This is a genomic window from Paenibacillus sp. FSL H8-0104 (assembly GCF_038050215.1).
Lineage (GTDB): Bacteria > Bacillota > Bacilli > Paenibacillales > Paenibacillaceae > Paenibacillus > Paenibacillus amylolyticus.
In genome coordinates this window covers 6,661,854-6,684,833 of sequence record NZ_JBBOTC010000001.1, presented here as the reverse complement: position 1 = coordinate 6,684,833, position 22,980 = coordinate 6,661,854, and the positions used below count along the sequence as shown (strand labels likewise).

Annotated in this window: 20 protein-coding genes; 10 read left to right on the top strand and 10 right to left on the bottom strand. The window is 47.2% G+C overall.

Annotated features, from left to right (window positions below):
* Window positions 1–19: 19 nt before the first annotated feature.
* From cobA to nirB, 4 genes are read right to left on the bottom strand one after another with little or no spacing between them, the layout of a single operon-like run.
* Window positions 20–790, bottom strand: a complete 771-nt coding sequence (gene cobA / locus NST38_RS29335; protein WP_076213931.1) for a uroporphyrinogen-III C-methyltransferase — start codon at window positions 788–790, stop codon at window positions 20–22.
* Window positions 787–1,668: a formate/nitrite transporter family protein gene (locus NST38_RS29330; protein ID WP_076251923.1), complete on the bottom strand. Its 882-nt coding sequence runs from the start codon at window positions 1,666–1,668 to the stop codon at window positions 787–789. Before NST38_RS29330 ends, cobA begins: the two co-directional genes overlap by 4 nt.
* Window positions 1,669–1,705: 37 nt before the next feature.
* Complete coding sequence (gene nirD / locus NST38_RS29325; RefSeq protein ID WP_076251922.1) at window positions 1,706–2,023, bottom strand: nitrite reductase small subunit NirD; 318 nt, start codon at window positions 2,021–2,023, stop codon at window positions 1,706–1,708.
* 16 nt (window positions 2,024–2,039) lie between these two features.
* A complete protein-coding gene (gene nirB, locus NST38_RS29320; RefSeq protein ID WP_076251920.1) occupies window positions 2,040–4,481 on the bottom strand; it encodes a nitrite reductase large subunit NirB in 2,442 nt (813 codons plus the stop codon).
* Between the two features lie 590 nt (window positions 4,482–5,071).
* On the opposite strand from nirB, the gene NST38_RS29315 reads away from it, so the two are divergent.
* Window positions 5,072–5,665, top strand: coding sequence for an ANTAR domain-containing response regulator (locus NST38_RS29315; RefSeq protein WP_076251918.1), 594 nt, complete (start codon window positions 5,072–5,074; stop codon window positions 5,663–5,665).
* Between the two features lie 18 nt (window positions 5,666–5,683).
* Window positions 5,684–6,760, top strand: coding sequence for an anthranilate phosphoribosyltransferase (locus tag NST38_RS29310; protein ID WP_076251916.1), 1,077 nt, complete (start codon window positions 5,684–5,686; stop codon window positions 6,758–6,760).
* Window positions 6,761–6,801: 41 nt separating this feature from the next.
* On the opposite strand, the gene NST38_RS29305 is transcribed toward NST38_RS29310, so the two are convergent.
* Window positions 6,802–7,314, bottom strand: a complete 513-nt coding sequence (locus NST38_RS29305; RefSeq protein WP_026081401.1) for an acyl-CoA thioesterase — start codon at window positions 7,312–7,314, stop codon at window positions 6,802–6,804.
* Window positions 7,315–7,520: 206 nt separating this feature from the next.
* Window positions 7,521–8,144 carry an acetate uptake transporter gene (locus NST38_RS29300; protein ID WP_036671640.1) on the bottom strand — a complete coding sequence of 208 codons (624 nt, stop codon included), beginning with the start codon at window positions 8,142–8,144 and terminating at the stop codon, window positions 7,521–7,523.
* Window positions 8,145–8,579: 435 nt separating this feature from the next.
* Here NST38_RS29300 and NST38_RS29295 point away from each other — a divergent pair, with 435 nt between their 5' ends.
* Window positions 8,580–8,756 carry an aspartyl-phosphate phosphatase Spo0E family protein gene (locus tag NST38_RS29295; protein ID WP_017691636.1) on the top strand — a complete coding sequence of 59 codons (177 nt, stop codon included), beginning with the start codon at window positions 8,580–8,582 and terminating at the stop codon, window positions 8,754–8,756.
* Between the two features lie 175 nt (window positions 8,757–8,931).
* Here the strand turns inward: NST38_RS29295 and NST38_RS29290 are convergent, their stop codons facing one another.
* Window positions 8,932–9,861: a response regulator gene (locus NST38_RS29290; RefSeq protein WP_036612142.1), complete on the bottom strand. Its 930-nt coding sequence runs from the start codon at window positions 9,859–9,861 to the stop codon at window positions 8,932–8,934.
* A 329-nt stretch (window positions 9,862–10,190) separates the two neighbouring features.
* Between NST38_RS29290 and NST38_RS29285 the strand changes: the two genes are divergently transcribed.
* Window positions 10,191–11,627: an alanine/glycine:cation symporter family protein gene (locus NST38_RS29285; RefSeq protein ID WP_076251914.1), complete on the top strand. Its 1,437-nt coding sequence runs from the start codon at window positions 10,191–10,193 to the stop codon at window positions 11,625–11,627.
* Between the two features lie 145 nt (window positions 11,628–11,772).
* Here the strand turns inward: NST38_RS29285 and NST38_RS31705 are convergent, their stop codons facing one another.
* Window positions 11,773–12,231, bottom strand: coding sequence for a methyl-accepting chemotaxis protein (locus tag NST38_RS31705; protein ID WP_223200021.1), 459 nt, complete (start codon window positions 12,229–12,231; stop codon window positions 11,773–11,775).
* A 663-nt stretch (window positions 12,232–12,894) separates the two neighbouring features.
* On the opposite strand from NST38_RS31705, the gene NST38_RS29275 reads away from it, so the two are divergent.
* Entirely contained in the window at window positions 12,895–13,587 is a 693-nt protein-coding gene (locus tag NST38_RS29275; RefSeq protein WP_076213954.1) for a Crp/Fnr family transcriptional regulator, read from the top strand.
* A 136-nt stretch (window positions 13,588–13,723) separates the two neighbouring features.
* On the opposite strand, the gene pepT is transcribed toward NST38_RS29275, so the two are convergent.
* Window positions 13,724–14,962, bottom strand: a complete 1,239-nt coding sequence (gene pepT, locus NST38_RS29270) for a peptidase T (protein ID WP_076251912.1) — start codon at window positions 14,960–14,962, stop codon at window positions 13,724–13,726.
* 442 nt (window positions 14,963–15,404) lie between these two features.
* Here pepT and NST38_RS29265 point away from each other — a divergent pair, with 442 nt between their 5' ends.
* Window positions 15,405–15,596: a tautomerase family protein gene (locus NST38_RS29265; RefSeq protein WP_017691642.1), complete on the top strand. Its 192-nt coding sequence runs from the start codon at window positions 15,405–15,407 to the stop codon at window positions 15,594–15,596.
* A gap of 60 nt (window positions 15,597–15,656) precedes the next feature.
* The gene (locus NST38_RS29260; RefSeq protein WP_017691643.1) at window positions 15,657–16,691 is read left to right on the top strand and encodes an NADH:flavin oxidoreductase/NADH oxidase; all 1,035 of its coding nucleotides are present in this window, start codon (window positions 15,657–15,659) and stop codon (window positions 16,689–16,691) included.
* Window positions 16,692–16,956: 265 nt separating this feature from the next.
* On the opposite strand, the gene NST38_RS29255 is transcribed toward NST38_RS29260, so the two are convergent.
* A complete protein-coding gene (locus NST38_RS29255; RefSeq protein WP_076251911.1) occupies window positions 16,957–17,724 on the bottom strand; it encodes a class I SAM-dependent methyltransferase in 768 nt (255 codons plus the stop codon).
* A 227-nt stretch (window positions 17,725–17,951) separates the two neighbouring features.
* Here NST38_RS29255 and NST38_RS29250 point away from each other — a divergent pair, with 227 nt between their 5' ends.
* From NST38_RS29250 to NST38_RS29240, 3 genes are all read left to right on the top strand, one after another.
* Window positions 17,952–18,371, top strand: a complete 420-nt coding sequence (locus NST38_RS29250) for an SRPBCC family protein (protein ID WP_036612128.1) — start codon at window positions 17,952–17,954, stop codon at window positions 18,369–18,371.
* Between the two features lie 239 nt (window positions 18,372–18,610).
* Window positions 18,611–21,706 carry an ATP-binding protein gene (locus NST38_RS29245; RefSeq protein ID WP_076251909.1) on the top strand — a complete coding sequence of 1,032 codons (3,096 nt, stop codon included), beginning with the start codon at window positions 18,611–18,613 and terminating at the stop codon, window positions 21,704–21,706.
* A 95-nt stretch (window positions 21,707–21,801) separates the two neighbouring features.
* Window positions 21,802–22,965: a response regulator gene (locus tag NST38_RS29240; RefSeq protein WP_076251907.1), complete on the top strand. Its 1,164-nt coding sequence runs from the start codon at window positions 21,802–21,804 to the stop codon at window positions 22,963–22,965.
* Window positions 22,966–22,980 lie beyond the last annotated feature (15 nt).

Here is a 22,980-nt window from a genome sequence, read left to right as displayed (position 1 = left end):
ATGAAGAAATCCAATTCGATTATCCGGTCATGGAGGCGTTCGCGGCCTGTTGCATCTGAAGCAGCTGTTCGCGGATCAGGACGGACTCGCCGATCATGATTAATGCCGGATTATTCACTTGATGCGACTTGGCGAGGGAATGGAGTTCGGCAAGTGTGCCGGTAATAATCCGTTCCTCCGAGGTGGTTCCCCGTTCGATTAAAGCCGCAGGGGTGTGTCCACTTTTGCCATGGTGAAGCAATTCATGTTGAATCTGGGGCAGTTGGCTAATGCCCATGTAGATGACCAGTGTATCCACACTATGGGCGAGTAGATCCCAGCGGACCGAAGATACACTTCCATCACTGCCGGTTCCGGTGACACATGCGAAGGATGAAGCAATCCCGCGATGAGTTAACGGAATAAGGGATGAAGCGGATGTACCTACAGCTGAAGTGATGCCAGGAATGATCTCAAATGCAATCCCTGCTTCCGCCAGCACAAGCGCTTCTTCACCACCACGGCCAAAGATGAACGGATCGCCACCTTTGAGTCTTACGACTTGTTTGCCTTCCGCCGCATGTGCAGCAAGCATCCGTCCAATCATCTCCTGACTCATGGAATGAAGGCCTGGAGCCTTGCCGCAGTAGATGCGGAGTGCTCCTTCGCGAGCCTCAGCGAGCAATTGATCATTCACAAGCCGATCATACATAATGACATCTGCGGACTGAATACGTTTCAGGGCTTTTACCGTAATCAGATCCGGATCTCCAGGACCAGCGCCAACAATACTAACCAGGCCCCGGCTCATGATCGTGTCCCCAATTTCGGTGCAACATCGGAACTTGCCAATCCTGAACGACCACCCTGAATGGATGCCAGTTTGGACGAGAGCTTTACTGGATTTCCCCAGTGGTGGGCGGCATATAGACCGAGGCCTGTAAATACAGCTCCGCCAATGAGATTGCCCAGCAATACCGGAATCTGATTCCACAGCCACCAGTCAGCCATACTGACCTGTGCACCGAGCATCATGCCTGCCGGGATGACAAACATATTTACCACAGCATGCTCAAATCCCTGAGCGAAAAATATGGTAATGGGCAGCCACATCGCTACGATTTTTCCCAGTGTGGAAGTGGACGTCATTGCCATCACTGCCCCGAGTGTGACCATCCAGTTACATAGAATGGCTTTGATGGTGACCAGTACAATGCCAGCCCCGCCCAAGTGCTGATACCCCAATGTTTTGGTTTCACTGGTCTGGATCAGCGTTTGAATTAGAGGGTTGCTCATATCCGTACCCATCTTGGTAATGGTCAGGCCGTATAAGAGAGCATAGAATGCACATCCGAGCAGATGTCCTGTGATCACCCAAAAATAATTTCGGAGTATTTCCATCCATGTAATTCTACGTTTCAACACCGCGAGTGGAAGCATCGCAAAGTTTCCTGTCACCAATTCGAGACCCAGCAGAATAATGATGACAAATCCTGCCGGGAATATCAGTGCACCTGCCAAACCAACGGAAGTTTGAGATACAGCGGTATATGCCAGTGTGGTTGCAAAGGCAAGGATAGCCCCCGCCAGAAAACCGCGGATCAGCATCTGTACCCGATTCATTCTGGCTTTGCTCTCACCAGCTTCGATCATCGATTGCAGCACTTCTGCAGGTTTAACAAAATCCATAGCGCACGCCTCCTTGATGTCAGGGTATCTCTAGCCTTTAACCCGCAATTGTGATGAAGATTTCTCCGCTGTTGCCGTCTACTTCTGTTTTGTAGGTATTCAAGCAGCCTTCATCTGGCTCTTGTACCTTACCGTTACGCAGATCAATCTTCCAATCATGCAAAGGACAATGAACCGCTGTCCCGCACACCATGCCTTCCGACAGCTTGCCGCCCTTGTGAGGGCAGCGATTCTCGACGGCATGCAGACTTCCGTCGCTCAGTTTGAAGACTGCAATTTCGGTATCCTGTATCAGGAAGGTCCGTGCTCCCTTTTCATCAATATCTGCAAGGTGTCCAATCCGGAATTTGTTCATCGCTGTTCCTCCTCTTCTAGTGGGTTACCGGCTCGGCACCGGACAGTGGGGTGAAGTTTTTACGTAATTTCTCGTCTTGTATGATTTCTTTCCAAGGATCAACCGTGTGACCCAGTGTAACTTCCAGACGTTCAACCAGAGCGAGACGTACATCCCGATCCGCCAATGCTTCCTTCACATGATCCAGACCAACCCGTTCAATCCAAGCCGCTGTTCTCTCATTCCATTTTGCGTTCTCTCTATAATATTGCAGGTAAGAGTAAGTCCACTCTTCCACTTCCGCATCGGTCTTCACCGTACACAGCAACTCGGCTGCACGAACCTTGACTCCCGCGTTACCGCCAACATGAATCTCCCAAGCGCCATCAATGGCGACAACACCCAGATCCTTGATGGTCGCTTCAGCACAGTTCCGCGGACATCCGGAGACAGCGAGTTTCACTTTGGCTGGAGCCACCATCTTGTCGAGTTTTTTCTCCAGACGAATACCCATCTCAATGGAATCTTGTGTGCCGAATCTGCAGAACGTATTACCTACACAAGTCTTCACCGTACGAAGCGCCTTGCCATAACCAAAACCGGAAGGCATATCGAGTTCCTCCCAGATCTTCGGCAGGTTCTCTTTCTGTACACCGAGCAGATCGAGTCGTTGCCCACCCGTGAATTTCACCAACGGCACATCGTATTTCTCTGCGACAGTTGCAATCTTGATCAATTCCGCCGGGGAAGTGACACCACCATAGATCCGTGGAATAACGGAGTAGGTACCGTCTTTCTGGATATTGGCGTGATAACGTTCATTGGTGAATTTGGATACACGCTCATCTGTGTATTCAGCCGGCCAGATCATCCCGAGATAATAGTTGAGGGAAGGGCGGCACTTGGAGCAACCTTCCGGTTCATTCCAACCGAGAACATTCATGACTTCCTTGACGCTTTTGAGTCCCATCTCCTTGATCTGTGCAACAATCTCATCCCGATCATAGGATGTACAGCCACAGATGCCTTCTTTAGTCTGTTCACCTACATTATCACCGGCATAATATGTGAGCAGGTTTTCGATAATAGGTTTGCACCCACCGCAAGAAGCGGAAGCTTTGGTACAGGATTTGATTGCACCGAGTGTATTACAGCCTTTATTCAGAACGGCGTCTCCAATGGAAGCTTTGGTCACACCGTTACAACCACAGACGATCTCGTCATCCGGCATACTCGCCATTCGTTCTGCGACAGATGGACCCGAGCCTGAACCACCGGAAGGTACACCGAGCAAAATTTCTTTCTCCCGACCACTGATGTTCTCACCACTCTTAATGAGGGAAAACAGCGATGCGCCATCCGTGGTATCCCCGAACAATACAGCTCCGATCAGCTGTCCGTCTTTGATCACCATCTTTTTGTACACACCATCAACGTCATCCTGAATACGAATGCTGCGAGTGTCCGCAGCGTCTTTGAATTGTCCGGCAGAGAATACGTCCACACCGGATACTTTCAGTTTGGTAGAAGTGACTGAACCTTCGTATCCTTCGGTTGCCGCGCCAGCCAGGCGTTTTGCGAGCACCATACCTTGTTCATATAATGGAGCAACCAGTCCGTAGGCAATACCGCGGTGTTCTGCACATTCGCCGACGGCAGATATACTAGGGATGCTGGTATGCATATAATCATCTACAATGACTCCACGATTCACATCGAGGCCGGTATTGCGAGCCAGTTCAATCTGAGGGCGAATCCCGACAGCCATGACAACCAGATCCGCTTCAAGCACCGTTTGATCAGTAAAACGAATGGCTTTTACCCGTTGTTTGCCTGTGATTTCTTCGGTATGTTTGTTCAAAAGGAACTTCATGCCCTGTTCTTCAAGCTCACGCTGGAGCATCAGACCTGCCGGCAAATCTAGGTTCCGGTCCATCAGATGACCGTTAATATGGATGACTGTGACGTCCATGCCCAGATTGAGCAGCCCCCGCGCTGCTTCCAGTCCTAGCAATCCACCTCCAATGACGGCAGCTTTGCGATACTTTTGTGATGCTGCCATCATGGTCTCGCAGTCTTTAATATCGCGGAAACCGATCACGCCTTCCTTGTTAGCGCCGGGAAGAGGGAGGATGAACGCCTGTGAACCGGTTGCCATAATCAGCTCATCATAGGCTGCGCGTACACCATCCTGAGATACAACTTGATTGTGTTTGGTATCGATCTGAACGACCGGGTCACCCGGGTACACCCGAATGCCGTTATCTTCGTACCAGCTCCACTCATTGATTACGATATCTTCGATGGATGTTCCGCCAGCCAGTACGGAAGATAACATGATCCGGTTGTAGTTGGGATGCGGCTCTGCGCCGAAGACTGTAATTTCATAAGCGTGTGGAGCAAGCTTAAGGATATGTTCGATTGTGCGGATTCCCGCCATGCCATTGCCGACCAGCACCAGTTTTTTCGTTGTACTCATTATGATTAGCCCCCTTAGGTCCATTCTGCAAACTGCCTCAAAACCTTGTCTCTAAAATCGAAAAAGCCTGTTATGCCTCGGAGGACTGCGCATATACATACGCATCCCTTGCTCCGAGATTGCAAAACAGGCTTCATTGCCGTTTCAACCAGCTACGCCGTTGTAACTGTGATCGATTCAAATATGGAGTTGTTATGGCTTAACTATAAAAGATCGATCTATTCATGTCAATATAGTTAACATAAAAAAGTATTTGAAATTTAAAGTTAATTATGTTTACATGAGTTTATTGGAATATCGAATGGACGACGAAGTTTTACGAGTATATCTTCTTAGTTTGAAGGATTTTAGATAACGTTAGCACGCTGGATACGATAAATACTGTAGAAAAGGTGCCATGTATAGTGTTTCACCCTTTTTTATTGCAACATGATGAGGCATGAAAAGATCATTCTAATGTTAAAAATAAGACGCATAATCGTCACTACTTAATTTTTGTTAGGTAATGTAACATGTTTATTGCTTTCATGTATTAACGTCTTAAATGATGTGGACTCTGATTATAGCAATAGGGGAGGGATTGATCCATCATGCGATCTTTATTGGTCATCCGTGTTCAACCAACGATAGCTGCCTCATCCGATGCAATCCCTCTGACACCGGAGAGGCTACTGGGAGCAAACGGGTACCATGTACAGGTGGCGGGCAGTGAAGCGGAAGCGGTGAAGCTAGCTCGTGCGGCCGAAGCGTCCATTTTGCATCTGTCGCTGGCTGATGTGGAGTATTGGGTGAACTGCCTGGGAAAGGGGAAGTCGGATTCACCGCTGCTTTGGTGGTGCGCGCCAGATACAGCCTCTTCCTCCGCAGAATCTTGCGAGGTCGAAACCTCATTTGATGGAATACTTACACCGTCCATGACTGGGCCCGAGATTCACTGGACTCTTCACTTTGCAGCCCGGCGCTACATGGAACGCAAACAGTGGGAGCAGGAACGGAAGCAGCTGCAATCCAGGCTGGAAGATCGGAAGTGGATTGATATGGCGAAGGCTATCCTTAGTGATCTGAAGCAGATCTCGGAGGCCGAAGCCTATGACCTGTTACGCAAGAAAGCGATGGATGAACGCAAACGGATGGTCGATGTAGCTACAGCGATTGTGAAGGCCCATCAACTGCTCCAGTCTTAATTGGAAGGAGGATTCTCCATGGATATGTCTCAGATACTCCGAGAGGTCGGACGTGGGAAACGAGGCTCGCGTGATCTGAATTATACAGAAGCACTGACTGTAGCAGAGAAAATCCTGAAACAGGAGGTTTCCCCTGCCCAGACGGCTGCGTTTCTAATGGCTGAACGTATGAAAATGGAAAACGTCGAGGAACTGGAAGCTTTTGTTCATGCATGTCGTAACAGTGCGGAACGTTTCTCCATATTTCAGGATGGATTGGACTGTGCGGGTCCCTATGATGGACGAACAAAGTCGTTCATGGCCACGTTTCCGGTTGCATTTGTACTCGCGGCGGCTGGGTTGCCGGTGACTTTACATGGGAGTGATCCTTTACCACCCAAGTGGGGCGTCACGTTGTCTGTACTTTTGAAGGAAGTGGGCATTGATACACGTAAAATGGATCGGGAAGATGCACGGAGCGCTGCATTGCGTTCGGGTGTCATGTACGTATCCTCCGAGGATTGGTGCGAACCTCTTCGTAAGCTTCGTCCGTTACGGGAAGAGTTGGGTTTTCGAACGGTGTTTAACACAGCGGAGAAACTGATTGATTATAACCATTCACCGTATTTGGTGTTTGGTGTGTTTCATAATACCTTTCTGGATCGGATTGCGAAGTTGCTCACCCGGTTTAACTATCGGCGTGCTTATGTTGTACAGGGGATGGAAGGTTCTGAGGATCTGTATATTGATCGGCCAACCCGCGTATACGCCGTGGAAGACGGTGATATGAAGCTGGAACTGGTTGATCCTGCAGCCTATGAACTGGATATGCCCGTGCCGGAACTGGTCTGGACGGCTGCGAAGCAGCTTGAAGTGGCGGAAAGTGTGTTAAGCGGTGATGGTCATATTGCTTTTGTGAATCAGGTCTTGTTAAATGGAGGTTTCCGCTTATACGCGGCGGGGCGTGTCAATTCCATCGAAGAGGGCATATACACTTGTCAGGGCTTGCTGGAGAGCGGTGCAGCGTATCGCATCTATCAGCAGTGGTGTGTCTCCATGGGTGGTGAACTGCCGGATAGCAGAGCGGTGTCCATCTATCCGGCATCTTCCAGATAATGTAATGCTAGTGTTCAATCTTGTTATTGTTTAGCGTGTTTTTATTCCCAAGGATAAGTAACGGTCAGGAAGTCAGCGAATTTCTTGCTCTCTTCCCGCCGTTGTTTCCTCATGGCCGCCCGATCCGGAGCGGTCTCGTATAGTTTCTTCTCTTCTTCCGTCTCCGGGATAATGCGGGGTACGATCAGTTTGCGATTATTTTCGTCCAGGGCCACAAATGTCAGAAATGCAGTCGCTGCAATTTTCTTTTCTCCGGTCTTCAGATCCTCTCGAATCACTTTCACAAAAATCTCCATGGAACTTCGTCCTGTCCAGGACGCGAACGATTCAAGTGTAACCGAATCCGTTGGATTAATCGGGTACAGGAAATCGACAGAGTCGGTTGAAGCCGTTACAGTATTGACCCGGCATAGCTTGGAAGCGGCAATGGATGCAATATCATCGATGTAGGACATCAACTTGCCGCCGAATAACGTATTATGATTGTTGACATCGGTTGGGAACACCCGTGCCGTCTTGAAACAACGTGTTTCGCGTACATATTTTTTCTCCACCTGATCCATCTCCGTTGGTTTCGGTATCTCTCTCATGCTTTTTTCCTCCTGACAGTATGGCTGCTGTGACATTTCGTGTGTTGCAGGGTCTATTTTTGATCTATAATCCCTAGTATAGGTGTCGGTCTGATACATATTCAAATGAAGTTGGACTGCAAAAAAACCGCCAGGCGCGGACCGGCGCGCTGGCGGTTTACTGCTGTATATTAAGCCTTGGGTTTGAAAATGCCGGACGGTTTGCCGATCGGCAAGAACGCATAACCGAAGTGAGCGTTCAGTACCGAAGCACCTGTACCATACAGGGACACAATTCCGATCGCCAGTTCAGCGTATGCTGCAATGGTGTGGAAAATGTGAGGAGCTACGCCGAAAGCGTCAAAGGTCAAGCCAAGGAACAGGAAGTCAATCAGAATGAAGATGATAAGCAATACTTTATTCGCTTCAATAGCACCGATCGTCATGAACAGGGTGAATACGAGGTATCCGGCAAAAGCAAATCCGAGTTGCTTGCCATCGGCCTGTTCAGCGAGAGTGGAGCCAAATACGCCCATTTTGATCATCCAGTTGGCAGCCATGGCAAACCAGAAGAATGCGTACGCGCCAAAAGCTGTTGTGCCAAAGGTATTGTTGCGTTTGGAATCTTGAATACATGCGAATAACTGGGCAAAAGCACCCAGGAAGATCGCCCAAGGAATAGCGTAGCTAAGTCCTTCTGTAATGCCAAGCTTTTGGGAAGAAGCGACCAGGGTTACGATAGCCAACCCAAATAATCCCATTGCGCTGGGATCGGCGTTAACAATTTTGACTTTAGTCTGTGAATCGGTCTGCATGGTGATGATAAGCCTCCAATAATATCAAATCAGGATCAATGGCCGTCGTTGGCCGTCCTCTACATTACATCATTTGTATCCGCCGGGTCCGGACACACACATCGCCCTATTGTACCTGAATGACCCCATTATGGAAAGGGATTTTATTACCTTTTGAACCAATAGACTTTTTGTTTTTTCAATATACACATTTACGACACAATCCGTTCTGGCCGTGGATGATGAGGCCAGACGTTAGAATCCAACCCTCGGTGTTACCACTAAAATTGCGTCATATCAGCCATTTTCGGATAAGCTCTAGTGTGATAAAATAATCTTTATCAAAATTTGGAGAAGAATACAAAACATCCTTGTCTCCTATGCCATATGTTAATCCAACTATAGATTGACAGGAAAAACTAAAATGGTTCACAGAATAAGGAGGTATCAGGGGTCATGGTTATGAGTTTGGATTTGAAAAATAAAATAGAGAAGGCCAGACATAACCTTCATATGCTGGTAGAGCATAACAAGGGTGGTCTTGGGCATCCCGATGTGATTCGGCAGTCTATGGCATTGGACGAATTGATTAATGAGTATAACCGAATTAGCCGAAACCATTCACGGGCCTGAACCAAAAAAGCGATTTTAATTTTATACACGGAACAAATCACATAGATTGTAACGCTTGATCGTACAGACGGGCATGAATATAGCCGGTATGGACAGCCTCAGTTGAAGAGGCGGTATCCTACCGGCGTAATATTCATGCCCGTTTGTTTTTGCATCGTATCCATCATGCATCTGTTTAATGCAGCAATCGTTTGGCTTCCAAGTATAGAACCTGCACGAACTTTTTTGTATTAATGCGTGTCTGGGACAAGGAAGGCTCCACATTGTTTTGCAACTCCAGCATTTTCTTGCGAATTTCGGTGAAATCGAAAAATTTGGATGCATAGTTCTCGAACTTGGGATGTGTATAATCTGTTAATCCCAGAGAAACCACATGGCTCAGAGTCTGGAAGATGGCCCGGCGAACACGTTGTTCCGATGCCTTGATCTCCTTGTTCACCTCTGCGAGAGAGGCGTCTTCTCCCAGTTTACGTATCGCTACATTCTGGAAGATGTCTTTGAGGGATGGGAACGTATAGGGGGACAGCTTATGCTCATCTGTCTCTACCTGCTCCAGATATTCCAGCATGTCCAGCAGATCCCTGCTGCCCGCTTCACCGATCATGCCCATCTCGGACAGCAGGAAATGTCCAGCAGTCGTGATTGTTTTGTCCGGAACCGGAGCCCCAGCACGTTCGGTAGAATTCAAACCGGACAATCCCTGCAATGTCCGTTGAATATCTGCGATGGATTGCTGCATCCGAAGCCTTTCGCTCACCAGCCGCAGAACAGATAGAATCTCCAACCGGTTAATCGGCTTCGTAATATAATATTCAATGCCTAGTGAATAGGCTTCTCCGATCATATTTTTCGACTCGATCTGGGAGATCATGACGATCTTGCCCTCGAACCTTCCTTCAAGCGCTCGCACAGTCTGAATCCCGTCTCGTTGGGGCATCAGCAGATCAATCAGCAGTACATCCACCTTATGCAGTTCCAACAGTTCCGCGTGAATATGTGCTCCGTCCTCAGCTTCCCCGGCAATATCGCCCAGGCCTTCATCCTCAATAATATCCATCAACATGGAACGAACGCCAGGATCATCATCCACGATAAAATAACGCATGTCAGTCATTCCCTTTCTCTGCGAATGGTGTGATTGATAAATCTATGGTAAAGGCGGTTAACGCCGCGATGAACTCTCGTTCCAGTGTAATCGTTCCTTTCCTTCTTGCATAGAACCTGACATGTCAGGTTAAATGACAATGATTGGGCAGTCAAAGCCCATTTTTAAAATAAATGTAGGAATTGCATGTAGGTATTTGTCGTTTTTCGTAGATGTTCTTGTAGTATAAGTAACATCCCGAAGTCCGGGGCTAGTGTTGTGCAGAATGGTACAAACTTTTCGCGTAACCATCTCTGTGCTTGAAATACACCATAAAAAGGGGCATACCGATGGAGCAAACAATACAAGATATTGTCGTCATTTTCAATGATTTTCTATGGTCCAAAGTGTTAATTATATTATTGGTAGTATGTGGTATATACTTCACCACCAAGACCCGATTCATGCAATTCCGCATGATTGGAGATATGGTAAAGGTGCTTCGAGAGCCAAAAAGCAAGGAACCAGGCAAAATTTCACCTTTTCAGGCGTTTTGTATTAGTATGGCGGCCCGTGTAGGTACAGGGAATATTACCGGTATTGCACTGGCGATCGCACTGGGTGGACCTGGTGCTATATTCTGGATGTGGATCATTGCGATTATCGGGTCAGCCTCCAGTTTTGTGGAGAGTACGTTGGCTCAGATCTATAAAGTGAAGGATAAGGGCGGATTCCGCGGCGGTCCTGCATATTATATGGAACGTGGGTTGGGCAAACGCTGGATGGGGATTTTATTTGCCATTCTCATTACGCTTTCATTCGGTTTGGTCTTTAATGCGGTGCAGTCTAATACGATTACTGTTGCATTTGAGAACTCATTTGGCACGGATCGGTTAACGGTGGGTATCATTATGGCTGTGATATTTGCAGGAATTATTATGGGCGGTGTCAAACGGATTGCAAAAGCATCGGAATACATCGTTGTTGTGCTTGCTGTATTGTACATTGGGGTAGCGGCTTTTGTGGTGCTTGCGAATATTACCCAGCTTCCGGCCATGATTGCGTTGATTGTCAAAAATGCCTTTGGCATCGAACAGGTGGCTGGCGGAACGTTAGGCGCTGCGCTGATGAACGGTGTGAAACGCGGATTGTTCTCCAATGAGGCGGGCATGGGTAGCGCCCCGAATGCTGCTGCAACGGCGGATACAACCCATCCGGTGAAACAGGGACTTATTCAGGCGTTTGGCGTGCTTACAGATACGTTAGTGATATGTACAAGCACAGCCATGATTATTTTGCTATCCGGGGTATACAAAGGTTCCAATCTGGGTGGCATTGAATTAACTCAGGCTGCATTAAGTGTACATATTGGTTCATGGGCATCGGGATTCCTGGCGGTTATGGTGTTCCTGTTTGCCTTTAGTACACTAATCGGAAATTACTACTATGGAGAAACCAACATTGAGTTTATCAAATCCAACAAAGTTTGGCTGTGGGTATACCGCATTTGCGTTATCGCGATGGTGGTGTTTGGTGCGGTAGCCAAAGTGCAGCTGGTATGGGATTTGGCTGACCTGTTCATGGGGCTCATGGTGGTGGTGAACCTGATTGCAATTCTGATGCTGTCCAAGGTGACTTTCGAAGCGTTGAAGGACTACAAAAAACAGAAGGCTGAAGGACGTGATCCCGTCTTTACCCGGGACCGGATTCATATTCCGGGTGAAGTGGAATGCTGGCAGTCGGAAGAAGAAGTGATTGGAGATAAATCAATACATGTAGCCAATTAAGGTTTTATCTGAACGTAGTTGGTTATATAAAATGGGCACAACAAACAACAGGACTTGGATTATCCATCATGGGCAACCCGAGTCCTGTTTGTTGCATATAAAATGTATCTTTGCACTAGCCAAAGTTCATCAAAGATATATTTGATTAATTTTTAACGGAATAGCTGATCAGTTGTTCGGACAGAGCTTTCATTCGCTCCCCTGTTTCATTAAGCTGCTCAATCACATCCGTAAAGGAGGATACAAGCGTTGCTTGTTCCTGTGAAGAGGCTGCAATCTGGGAGACTTCAACTTCCATCTGTTTGATGACCTGTTGTACATCTCTCAGACTGGTATCGATGTCACTTGTAGCTTGTTTGGCATCCACAGAGAGCTTGCGTACTTCGGAAGCAACCACACCGAAGCCGGCACCAGCTTCACCAACACGAGCGGCTTCAATAGCGGCATTCAGGCCAAGCAAGTTGGTTTGCTCAGAGATTTCACGAATGAACCCGGCTACTTTGTTGATTTGGGAAGAGTTCTGAACAGCAAGTCTGGTGTTCTGCAAGATCTGCTCACTGGTTGCTTGCAGTTCTTCGGCATGAGCGGCGACATGTTGCACCATATCAACGAGGTTACCATTGATGGTTTGATTTTCTTGTATAATGTCTTCAAGTTGGTTCTGGTTAGATTGGTCGTAAGATACACAGAAAACAGCAACAACTTTCTGGTGATCATCAAAGATCGGAATGTTCAGAATATCCAGTTCGATACCATAAACTTCCTTGGAGAGAGTAGCAAGGGTCGCTTCTCTTCCATTTTTTAAGATGGCAAAGTTTTGATACGATTCCAAGAGTGACATTCCTTTTTCAAAACCAAGATCAAATTTATCTGTCATAATGACATCTAATACTTTTTCGTGATCGTAAAGAGTTAAACTAGCTGGTTCTCTGAGGATCAGGCTGATATAAGGCATTACTTTAAGCAGGGCATCTACAACGTTCATGGAAGAGGACCATCCTTTCAATATTTGAGTGTATTATTTTTAACGATCTATGGAATGCTCTATCTTTCATCGGACGGAAATGACTTTTCGTGAACGGCATTTTGCATGAAAGAATGAACATTTTATGATTAAATTTTAAAATATTTCCCATCTAAAATGATTTATTGGATATAAGTGTTAGTTGTAACTATTTTTATATCAAGATATTTGTACGAATGTATATCAAATATAGGACATGTGTCCTTTTGTGTACATTATATAGGGCAACGGAGGGAAGTCGGAATGAAAGAAATTATGGACTTTGGACTTGTGCGGCAACTCGCCCGTGAGAATGGGTTGGATCAGGTGCTGGACGAGCCTGCGCTCGCTGAGTTGCGACTACTTGAGGCTGCGAAGGGCGAGATGATATGTGCCAAAGGTGAACGACCCGAGCGGTTGTATTTTCTCGTGCAGGGCAAGCTCAAGATCTATACCACCCTGCCTAACGGCAAGTCTCTGTTACTTCGTTTCAGTACACCACTTGCGCTTGTGGGAGATTTGGAACTGGTAAATGGCAAGGAGGCTATGAATACGGTAGAGTCTGTGAGCAAAAGCCTGCTGCTGGGTATCAGCTATCGCGCTCTCCAGAATACGTATGCAGAGAACCCTAAGTTTCTCCACTTTATGCTGAGTCAAGTTACGCACAAATTGTATACCTTTTCCAACCTGTCGAGTCTGAATATGTTATATCCAGTCGAGAGCCGATTTGCCAGCTATCTGTTGTCCACAATGGGCCAGGACGAGTCTTCTTCGGAAGAGATCCAGACCTCCAAGCTCACCGAACTGGCCGATATGCTGGGCACCAGCTATAGACATCTTAATAGAGTTGTTCAAGATCTGTGTAATCGAGATATTATTCGCAAAGTGCAGCGAAAGCTAGTGATCTGTGATCTGGAACAGTTGCGTGTCATCGCAGGAGGCAATATATATGAGTGATAGTATTTTAAAAGTAAGACCAAGCCTGTATATCTAAGCGACATGACGCGACACAATAAAATACAATACGGCACAACAAAGAGCACCCTCACGAATAAACCAAGGGGTGCCCTTTTTGCTCTGCACTTCAAGTGGATTAGATATCTCCGCGTTCTTCGAACAATTGAGCGATCTCTACAATAACACGGGTGGCCTTCACCATATTGTCTACCGATACATACTCGAATTTGCCGTGGTAGTTCTCACCACCAGTGAAGATATTTGGTGTTGGCATGCCCATATAGGATAGCTGGGAACCATCCGTTCCTCCCCGGATGGGGCGAATAACAGGTTCGATGTCCAGTCGGGTCATGGCTTCATGGGCAATATCGACGATCTGGCGTACGGGTTCAATTTTCTCGCGCATGTTATAGTACTGGTCATTCAATTCAACCGTGATGCTTTTCTCTCCGTACTTGGTCTTCAGTTCGTTTGCGATATGGAGCAGATTTGTTTTGCGCTCTTCAAACTTCTCCCGGTCGAAATCACGGATGATGTAACTCATCTTTGTCAGCTCAACGTCACCCTCCAAAGACAATAGATGATAGAAACCATCATAACCGTCCGTGAATTCAGGAGCTTCCTCCACAGGCAGGCGTCGATTCAATTCCATCGCAATTTTCAGAGAGTTCACCATCTTATCCTTCGCTGTTCCGGGATGCACATTGGTGCCTCGTACGGTAATTTTGGCGGCAGCTGCGTTAAAGCTCTCGTATTCCAGCTCACCAAGTGGTCCACCGTCGACTGTGTAAGCATATTTGGCTCCAAAAGCAGCTACGTCAAACTTGTGCGGTCCACGGCCAATCTCTTCATCCGGGGTAAAAGCAACCCGAATCTTACCGTGTTTCACTTCCGGGTGTTCAATCAGATAGGCCATCGCCGTCATGATCTCGGCTATACCTGCCTTATTATCTGCACCAAGCAATGTTGTACCATCGGTTGTGATCAGGGTGTGGCCTTTATACTCGTGCAGTTCTGGGAAATCCTTGTTGGACAGTACGACATCCAGTTCCGAGTTCAGCACAATGTCAGCACCATCATAGTTATCGATAACCTGTGGTTTGACATTTTTGCCAGTAAAGTCGGTCGCTGTATCGAGGTGAGCCAGGAAACCAATTACGGGAACATCCTTGTCGGTATTGGATGGCAGTGTAGCCATGACATAACCGTTCTCATCCATCGTCACATCTTGCAGACCAATGAAGGTACATTCTTCAACGAGCAGTTTGCCCAAGGCCAATTGGCCGGGTGTGGAAGGGCATGTCTCGCTATTTTCATCGGATTGGGTATCCATCTGAACATAAGTACTCAGTCTTTGAATTAAAATATCTTTCATCTATTATCGCTCCCTAGCTTGAGTAGTATATAAGTTGAGCAACTTGTTTTACACTGATCCACTACGAGGCCAGAATAACCTTCTGATCGCTGTTATCCCCAAATTTTTTGATCCACTTTTACAAAGGTGAAAATCTGAGGATAGCGTATGCTTTCGATGTAGCTTTCTTGCAGAAAGCTTTTAGCTCCGCTTCTACAGGTTATTTCTGCCCTCTCCGTTATCGTGTAACCGTTAGTCACAACTTATGTAAATTGGGTATAGTAATTATTGTGGTTCTCTACGGTTATCATATCATGTTTTGCAGTCATTTCCAGAATGGGGCAAAACCGAAATAGGAGGATGACTAGGTATCAAAAAGGGTACTAGGTCACAAAAATGTACGTACTTGTATTTCTATAACTGAGGTTCATAATAAATGATGAAGAAAGGATGTGTTCAAGACATGCCATTTATCACGGTTAAGGTACTGGAAGGCAAGTCGGTCGAGCAGAAACGTCAGTTGATTGAACGTATGACTCAGGTGGCCTGTGAGACACTGGATGTTGATCCGAGCAAAGTCTTTATCTTCATTGAGGATTTGGAGAAGGACAATTACGGCAAGAACGGAAAACTGTTTTCGGACTTAGACAAATAAGTAAGGGTTCATATATATCTTCATATATATCATGATCATGGAACAGGAGATGTAACATTAATGACTGAACAATTATTTTCGCCCTATCAATTCAAGAGCCTGCAATTAAATAACCGTGTCGTCATGGCACCAATGTGCCAATATTCTGTCACTGCGAAGGATGGCATTCCGAACGATTGGCATCAGGTTCACTATGTGAGCCGTGCGGTTGGAGGAACAGGACTGATTGTAATCGAGATGACCGATGTAGATCCGGATGGACGTATTACCGATAATGACTTGGGGATATGGTCAGATGAGCATGTGCCTGCCTTCACCAAACTTGTAGATGGAATCCATGCCTACGGCTCCAAAGTAGCTATTCAGATCGCACATGCGGGACGAAAAGCAGAGGATGCTCCGCAGCCGGTTGCCCCATCGGTAGTTACATTCCCGGGAGAAAAGTACAAGGAACCACGCGCGTTAAGTACGGAAGAAGTAGAAGCCATGGTGCAAAAGTTCGCAGACGGTGTTCGCCGCGCAGTACAGGCTGGAGTGGATACCATTGAGCTGCATGGCGCACATGGATACCTGATCCACCAGTTCCATTCTCCGCTGATGAACCATCGTGAGGATGTATATGGGCAGGATCTGTCCCGTTTTGGCGTTGAGGTCATTCGTGCAGTGAAAAAAGAAATGCCAGCAGATATGCCGCTGATTTTGCGGATTTCGGCTGTAGAATACGCGGATGGTGGATACGATATCGACCACACCATCAATATCGCTCGTGCCTACCAAGATGCAGGCGTGGACATGTTCCATATCAGTTCAGGTGGCGAAGGTCCTTCCGGACAGCGGAAACCGGGGAACTATCCGGGGTATCAGGTACCGTTTGCCCGTCGCTTCCGTGAAGAACTGAACGTTCCTGTAATCGCAGTGGGTATGCTGGAGGATGCAGCGTTGGCTCAGGCGGTTATTGGCAACGGCGATGCGGATCTGGTCGCGGTTGGTAGAGGCATGTTGCGTGATCCGTACTGGGCGAACCATGCGGCTCTGGAACTGGGTGTCAGCAAGGATCAAGCAGCCATTGCAGAGCAATATTCTCGTGGATACTAACTTGCAATAACATTTACACCTACCAATCCGATGACAGAATAACCTTCCGATCTGAGGATAAAGGCGAAGTGTATGCTTTCGATGTAGCTTTCTTGCAGAAAGCTTGTAGCTCCGCTTCTTCAGGCTATTTCTGCCCTCTGCGTTCTCATGTAAATGTTATTGCAAATTTTATATAGTAAAATAGGCCACAGCAGGGGATAACCTTTGCTGTGGCCTAATTTTTTTATAGTGAGAAGCATCAGCATATCCATCCAATTACGGATGGCTACGCTCTTCGAGTCGCTTCATAGACGAATTTTTGATTCGACTGTGTAGGTGGTTGATCCGGGTTAAAGTCGGCGTACACTTTAATGTCAGAGAAACCAATGTGTTCGAGAATTAGGCGTAACTCTTCTATGCCGTACCAACGCAAGGTAAGTTGTTGCAGCTCTGTAGCAACAAGAGCACCCTGATGCCATTGTTCGTAGCGGATCAGACTCACTTTGTACTGTTGTAGAAGGTTCACTTCAATGGTTTTCACTTCTACCGTGATCGTATCACCATCGGGTAATGAAACGGTTGATGTTTCTACAGAAGAGGGTTGTGTCACATCGGGCAGAAACAGATCAAACACGAGCCTGCCGCCGGGTTCTAAATGCTGAAATAGATTACGTAATGCGTTAATCGACGCCTGTCTGTCTTGGATGAGGAGCAGAGAACCTCCGGGAATGATAATTGCCTCGTATCGATATGGAAGGTCAAGCTTCTCCAGATCGGCAACGAACAGCTCAGGCATGGGTAATGCCCGTTCCATACAACGAGAACGGCAAGAGTCAATCATATCCATTGAATAATCAATTCCATCCACCTTCAAGCCTGCTTCAAGCAAAGGAATGAGCACTCGGCCTGATCCTGACATGGCTTCAAGGATACGTCCATTGCAGCGCTGAAGATAATGGCGATAGAATTCAATGTCTCCTCCCAAGGAGTGTCCCACAGGTTTCGTGAGATCATAAACGGCGGTGCATAATGGACCGTAATAACTGAATGACATAGTATAGGTGTCCCCCACATGTAAATGTATTAAAATAAAAACGTGGAAGGGGAATGAGCAGGATTATCCCTTCCGGCAACGGTTGGAATTGGATTTTTCAGAGCAGACTATCATAGGAATCACGCACCTTTTATGTAATATGTTCCAATTATAGGGTGGGGATAAAGCGGAGGTCAACTTCTATTCGGGTAGTTATACGAAATGAAATGTATAAGGAGGTGATTCGAATGGATTCATCATCAAGTGCACTGCCAGATATCCGGCAGGAACTTATGCTCCATGCACCTGTAGAGAAAGTGTGGGAGATGGTCTCGACCGAGCAGGGACTGAGAACCTGGTTCATGCCAGGCAATCTGGAACCCGTGGAAGGTCACGAGTTTATATTGGAAGCAGGCCCCTTCGGCCAATCACCATGTCAGGTGACGGAAGTTCTTCCGCTGCACAAGCTGTCATTCCGCTGGGGTAAGGACTGGACGTTGACGTTCCAACTGAATGAACAGCCCGAAGGTACGGATTTCACACTGATTCACAGCGGTTGGGATGCGGATAAACTGACCGAGTTTGGACAGGCCCACGCTATCGTACGCGAACGTATGGAACAGGGATGGGCCGGAATCGTTCAGAAGCTTGCCCAAGTTGTTAAATAAATCCTCATTCAATCAACCCCAGGTCATTTCGCCCGTTCTTTCCGGTGAAATTCGGCCTGGGGTTCCTTGGTGTACCAAGAGCTGGTGGAAAAGATAGAAATCGGTCAAATTATAACGAATTTGACCGATTATGATACGGAAACTATTTCCGTGAGCACCAGAAACGTGTAACATGAATTATAGTGATAAATCGACAAAATTAGACGTCTCTCGCCATTGTGGATGGAAGGAATAAATAGATGAGAAAACACTGGATTATGCTGACCATAAGCTTCATATGTATTGTCATTGTTCCACTGGGTTGGATCGCCCAGACGTTAATTAGCGAGCGGATTAACCCTCAAGCTTCAGATGGGAAAATTGACCTGACCCAATGGGACTTTGATCGCAAGGGTGTAGCGTCTCTAAAGGGTATCTGGGATTTCTACCCTGGGCAGTTGCTGAGCCCGGCAGATATTGAAGCAAGTGTATCCGGTCGCAAGCCATTGCCGGCTTCCTCTGGCACTCAGGTTCCGGCCCGATGGAACAAATCTCTGGGGCAAGCGCATGGGTATGGAACCTATCATTTGCAAGTCCAGCTTACACCCCGGACGATGAAAAATGATTATGGTATACGCACACAGAATATACGCATGGCCCACCGGGTATTTATCGATGGGAAAGAGATTGGCGGCAAAGGCTTGCCAGGAAAGACCAAGGCAGCAGATATACAATTAAATCTACCCTTTACAGGATTCACGTCCATTGAGGGCAATACGGCTGACATTATCATTCAAGTATCAAATTATAGTTACTCGTCTGGGGGCATTGTAGCGCCCATTTTGTTTGGAGACGAGCATAGTATTCTGAAAAGCCAGCAACAAGGTTGGCTCAAGGATCTGATGGCCTTATTTGGTTTTATCTTGCCAGCCGCCTTTTTTCTACTTCTGTTCAGATTACGACGTACGGAGAAGGAGCTTCGTTTTCTCGGATTATTCAGCCTTTCTGGTGCGGTGTACGCTCTGACACATGGGGAGAAGTTACTGGGTACGTTTGTACCGTTCCTGACCAATAATGAGATACTTCGGATTCAGCTCCTTAGTTCAGCCTTTGCCTATTATTTTTTGCTTCGGTATATGGATGCCCGTGTACCAGGAGCAGTTCATCAGTGGTTTGTACGTCTGGCTGTAGTGCTAATCGTTACCCAGACTATTGTGGGTCTTACGCTTCCTCCAACGCTTTTCTCGTCTCTTGAGCTTCCCATGTTGCTGATCTCACTTGTTGTCATGTTCTATACGCTGCGAGCCATTTTCTATTGGTTGAAAGGACGGCCGAATGACAGCCACTTTGCACTGGTGAGTATGATGAGCATACTCATGGTTGTTGTGTTATATACGCTTGGTGCGTTCACTACCCTAGACACAGCGTTCTTTGCGCTGATTGAACTTTTATTATTTGTATTTGCCCAGATGATTGTGACCGCAATCCGCTTTGCACAATCATTCCGAGACGTGGAAGCTCTGTCGGAGCGTTTGCTGGCCATCGACAGCCTGAAGGACGAGTTCATGGCGAATACGTCTCATGAGCTACGAACTCCCCTGCATGGCATCATTAATATTGCACAATCCATGCTGGAAGGGGCGGCTGGAGCAGTCACGCCCAAGCAAGCGAAAAATCTCTCCATGATTACTTCAACCGGGAAGCGCCTTTCACTGCTGGTTAACGATATTTTGGATTTTGCCAAATTAAAAAATAGTGAGATCGAGTTAAAACGGGTAGCTGTCGATCTGGAATCCGTTGCTCGTACTGTGGTTGAAGTCTCGGGTTTCACGTTTGAGGACAAGCCGGTTATATTGATTCAACAATGGCCCCAGTCCTTGCCACTTGTTGAGGCAGACGAAGATCGCCTAAGGCAAGTTCTGTATAACTTGCTGGGTAACGCCTATAAGTACACTGAGCAGGGTGAGATTCGATTGTACGCCAGCGTTGAAGGGGACTGGGTGAAGGTATCGGTCGCTGATACAGGGGTAGGCATTGCCTTGGACAAACAGGAGGATATCTTCCAGGCGTATGAGCAGAGTAACGGCACGATTGAGCGATTGAATAATGGAACCGGACTGGGTCTGAGTATTACGCGAAAACTCGTTGAGCTTGGCGGTGGTGAGATCTGGGTTGAATCGGAGCCGGGGCAAGGTTCGACCTTTCATTTCACCCTGCCTGTTATGAAGATGCCACTTTTGCAAACTCATTCGAAACCAGCTGCCGCCCGATATGTTGCTGCACAGGGGGCAGGGGCGAAGGAGCTTGTGACAAGAGAGTCAGATGAGCAGGATGATCTTACGGAAGCGGAGCATACGATTCTGATTGTAGACGATGACCCCGTGAATCGACAGGTATTGCTTAACCTGTTATCGACGGAGCGGTATCGTGTGATTGCAGCGGACAGCGGGTCCACTGCATTGAAACTCCGCGAGGAGTTCCCGTCCATTGATCTTGTTATTACGGACTGGATGATGCCTAAGATGTCCGGGCTTGAGTTATGTCGCAAACTGCGCGAGCACAGTTCCTTGTCTGAGTTACCGATTCTGATGCTGACCGCCCGTGGGTTACCTGAGGATATCAAACACGGATTTCAGGCGGGAGCCAATGACTTCCTGAGCAAACCGGTGGATGCCGGTGAATTGCGCGCCAGAGTTCGGACGTTAATTGAGATGCGGAGTTCTGTGCAGGAGGCTATTCGGACCGAAATGGCCTTTTTGCAGGCCCAGATCAAGCCACACTTTCTATATAATGCACTCAATGTTATTATCGCAACCTGTGCAGTGAATCCGGACAAAGCAACCGATCTGCTGATTGAATTGAGTCATTACCTGCGCGGAAGTTTTGACTTCCAGAACAGGGAGCAGCTTGTTCCTTTGACCAAAGAGCTGGAATTGGTGGAGTCTTATGTGCATCTGGAACAGGCGAGATTTGAGGAAAGACTGGTGGTTGAGTATGAGGTGGAATCGGACGTACATCTGTATCTGCCACCTCTCAGTATTCAGCCTCTTGTGGAGAACGCCATTCGTCACGGCGTGATGGAGCGGGCAGCCGGCGGGACAGTTCATCTTAGGATTTTCCAAGAGAGCGAGCATGTAGTCGTACAGGTCCAGGATGATGGTGTAGGTATCCCTCCTGAGCGTATGGCTCAGGTCAAGTCTGGGCGTACCGAAGGTCCGGGAGGTGTGGGGCTGCAAAATATAAACCGTCGCCTGATGTCTCTCTATGGTCAGGGGCTGGAGATTCATAGCCATGTGGGTAAAGGCACGCAGATCCGATTCCGTATCCCCGTGCAAAAGGTGGATTATTCCAATTAGTGTGCCAAGTGAAGCAATTATGGTTAACAGACTAGGGGGTGCCGATAAAATCGGTATTCCTATTGAATCTTTCATGGCAGGAGGCTGAAAGAACGGTGAGAGCCATTGTGATCGATGATGAGAAGCCAGCGCAGCTTCATCTGGAACGACTACTACGAACGGACGGACGAATTACACCCGTGCAATGTTTTTCAACAGCTCGTGATGGTCTGCATTTTCTGGCAAAGGAACGTGTAGATGTTGTATTTTTGGACATTGGAATGCCGGAGATGAATGGCCTGGAAGCGGCTGAATATATACAGCAATTGGATCAGAGTATTCGTATTATCTTTGTTACGGCTTATGCGGACCATGCAGTGGAAGCATTTGAGCTGCATGCACTGGATTATGTACTGAAACCGGTCAGCTCGACCCGATTGGCCAAAACCGTTGATCGAATCGCGGGCATAATGTCGCATAATTCTCAAGTTGCAGCCACCGCCGAGGTACAGGGATCGGAACCCGTACCTGTGGAGTTGGATACTGAAGTTCCGGGGCTGCTTACGTTCAAACATCTGGATATCTACAGAAGTTTAGATCAGGGTGCCAAGAAACATAAGTGGCGCACAACCAAATCACAGGAATTGTTTGCTTTTTTGTTTCATCACAGGGAAGAATGGGTAAGCAAGGAGATTCTGCTGGATAAGCTATGGGGTGATGTTTCCCAAGAAAAGGGATTAACCCACCTACATACTTCCGTGTACCAGATTCGAAAGCTGCTTAAGGAATGGAACATGACAGGCAAGCTGGAGTATAATATGAACCGTTATCGTCTGTTATCAGGCAATCTGGTAAGTGATGTGGATCAATTTGAAAAATCCATGGTTTACCACGTCATCACATCCGACAATGTCGATGACTTGAGGCATATGATACCGCTTTATCGTGGCGATTATCTGGAAGAGCATGATTATCATTGGGCACAGGCCAAAGCAAGGGAACTCAGACGCAAGTACACAGCGCTGGTTATGGATATCGCGAGATGGGACATGGAGCATGGTCGTGGCAAGGAAGCGATTGAGCAATTAACGATATTACAGGAACGGGAGCCTTATTCGGAAGAGATCTGCCGACTCATGATGGAAGTGTATGCATCCATGGATGATCAGCAAGGCATACTTCGTTTGTATCATTCATTTACATTGACATTAAATGAAGATCTGGGGTATCAGCCCGAGCCCGAAACAAGCAGGTTATATCAGAACCTGACGGACAAATAAACGTATGTAATGTAA

Coding starts and splice junctions, on each gene's coding strand:
- NST38_RS29275 (WP_076213954.1), top strand. CDS start 12,895: ATGAAAGAAATTATGGACTTTGGACTTGTGCGGCAACTCGCCCGTGAG.
- NST38_RS29290 (WP_036612142.1), bottom strand. CDS start 9,861: ATGCGTTATTTTATCGTGGATGATGATCCTGGCGTTCGTTCCATGTTG.
- NST38_RS29330 (WP_076251923.1), bottom strand. CDS start 1,668: ATGGATTTTGTTAAACCTGCAGAAGTGCTGCAATCGATGATCGAAGCT.
- cobA (WP_076213931.1), bottom strand. CDS start 790: ATGAGCCGGGGCCTGGTTAGTATTGTTGGCGCTGGTCCTGGAGATCCG.
- NST38_RS29295 (WP_017691636.1), top strand. CDS start 8,580: ATGGTTATGAGTTTGGATTTGAAAAATAAAATAGAGAAGGCCAGACAT.
- NST38_RS31705 (WP_223200021.1), bottom strand. CDS start 12,231: ATGGTGCAACATGTCGCCGCTCATGCCGAAGAACTGCAAGCAACCAGT.
- nirB (WP_076251920.1), bottom strand. CDS start 4,481: ATGAGTACAACGAAAAAACTGGTGCTGGTCGGCAATGGCATGGCGGGA.
- NST38_RS29255 (WP_076251911.1), bottom strand. CDS start 17,724: ATGTCATTCAGTTATTACGGTCCATTATGCACCGCCGTTTATGATCTC.
- nirD (WP_076251922.1), bottom strand. CDS start 2,023: ATGAACAAATTCCGGATTGGACACCTTGCAGATATTGATGAAAAGGGA.
- NST38_RS29265 (WP_017691642.1), top strand. CDS start 15,405: ATGCCATTTATCACGGTTAAGGTACTGGAAGGCAAGTCGGTCGAGCAG.
- NST38_RS29245 (WP_076251909.1), top strand. CDS start 18,611: ATGAGAAAACACTGGATTATGCTGACCATAAGCTTCATATGTATTGTC.
- NST38_RS29260 (WP_017691643.1), top strand. CDS start 15,657: ATGACTGAACAATTATTTTCGCCCTATCAATTCAAGAGCCTGCAATTA.
- NST38_RS29315 (WP_076251918.1), top strand. CDS start 5,072: ATGCGATCTTTATTGGTCATCCGTGTTCAACCAACGATAGCTGCCTCA.
- NST38_RS29285 (WP_076251914.1), top strand. CDS start 10,191: ATGGAGCAAACAATACAAGATATTGTCGTCATTTTCAATGATTTTCTA.
- pepT (WP_076251912.1), bottom strand. CDS start 14,962: ATGAAAGATATTTTAATTCAAAGACTGAGTACTTATGTTCAGATGGAT.
- NST38_RS29310 (WP_076251916.1), top strand. CDS start 5,684: ATGGATATGTCTCAGATACTCCGAGAGGTCGGACGTGGGAAACGAGGC.
- NST38_RS29250 (WP_036612128.1), top strand. CDS start 17,952: ATGGATTCATCATCAAGTGCACTGCCAGATATCCGGCAGGAACTTATG.
- NST38_RS29300 (WP_036671640.1), bottom strand. CDS start 8,144: ATGCAGACCGATTCACAGACTAAAGTCAAAATTGTTAACGCCGATCCC.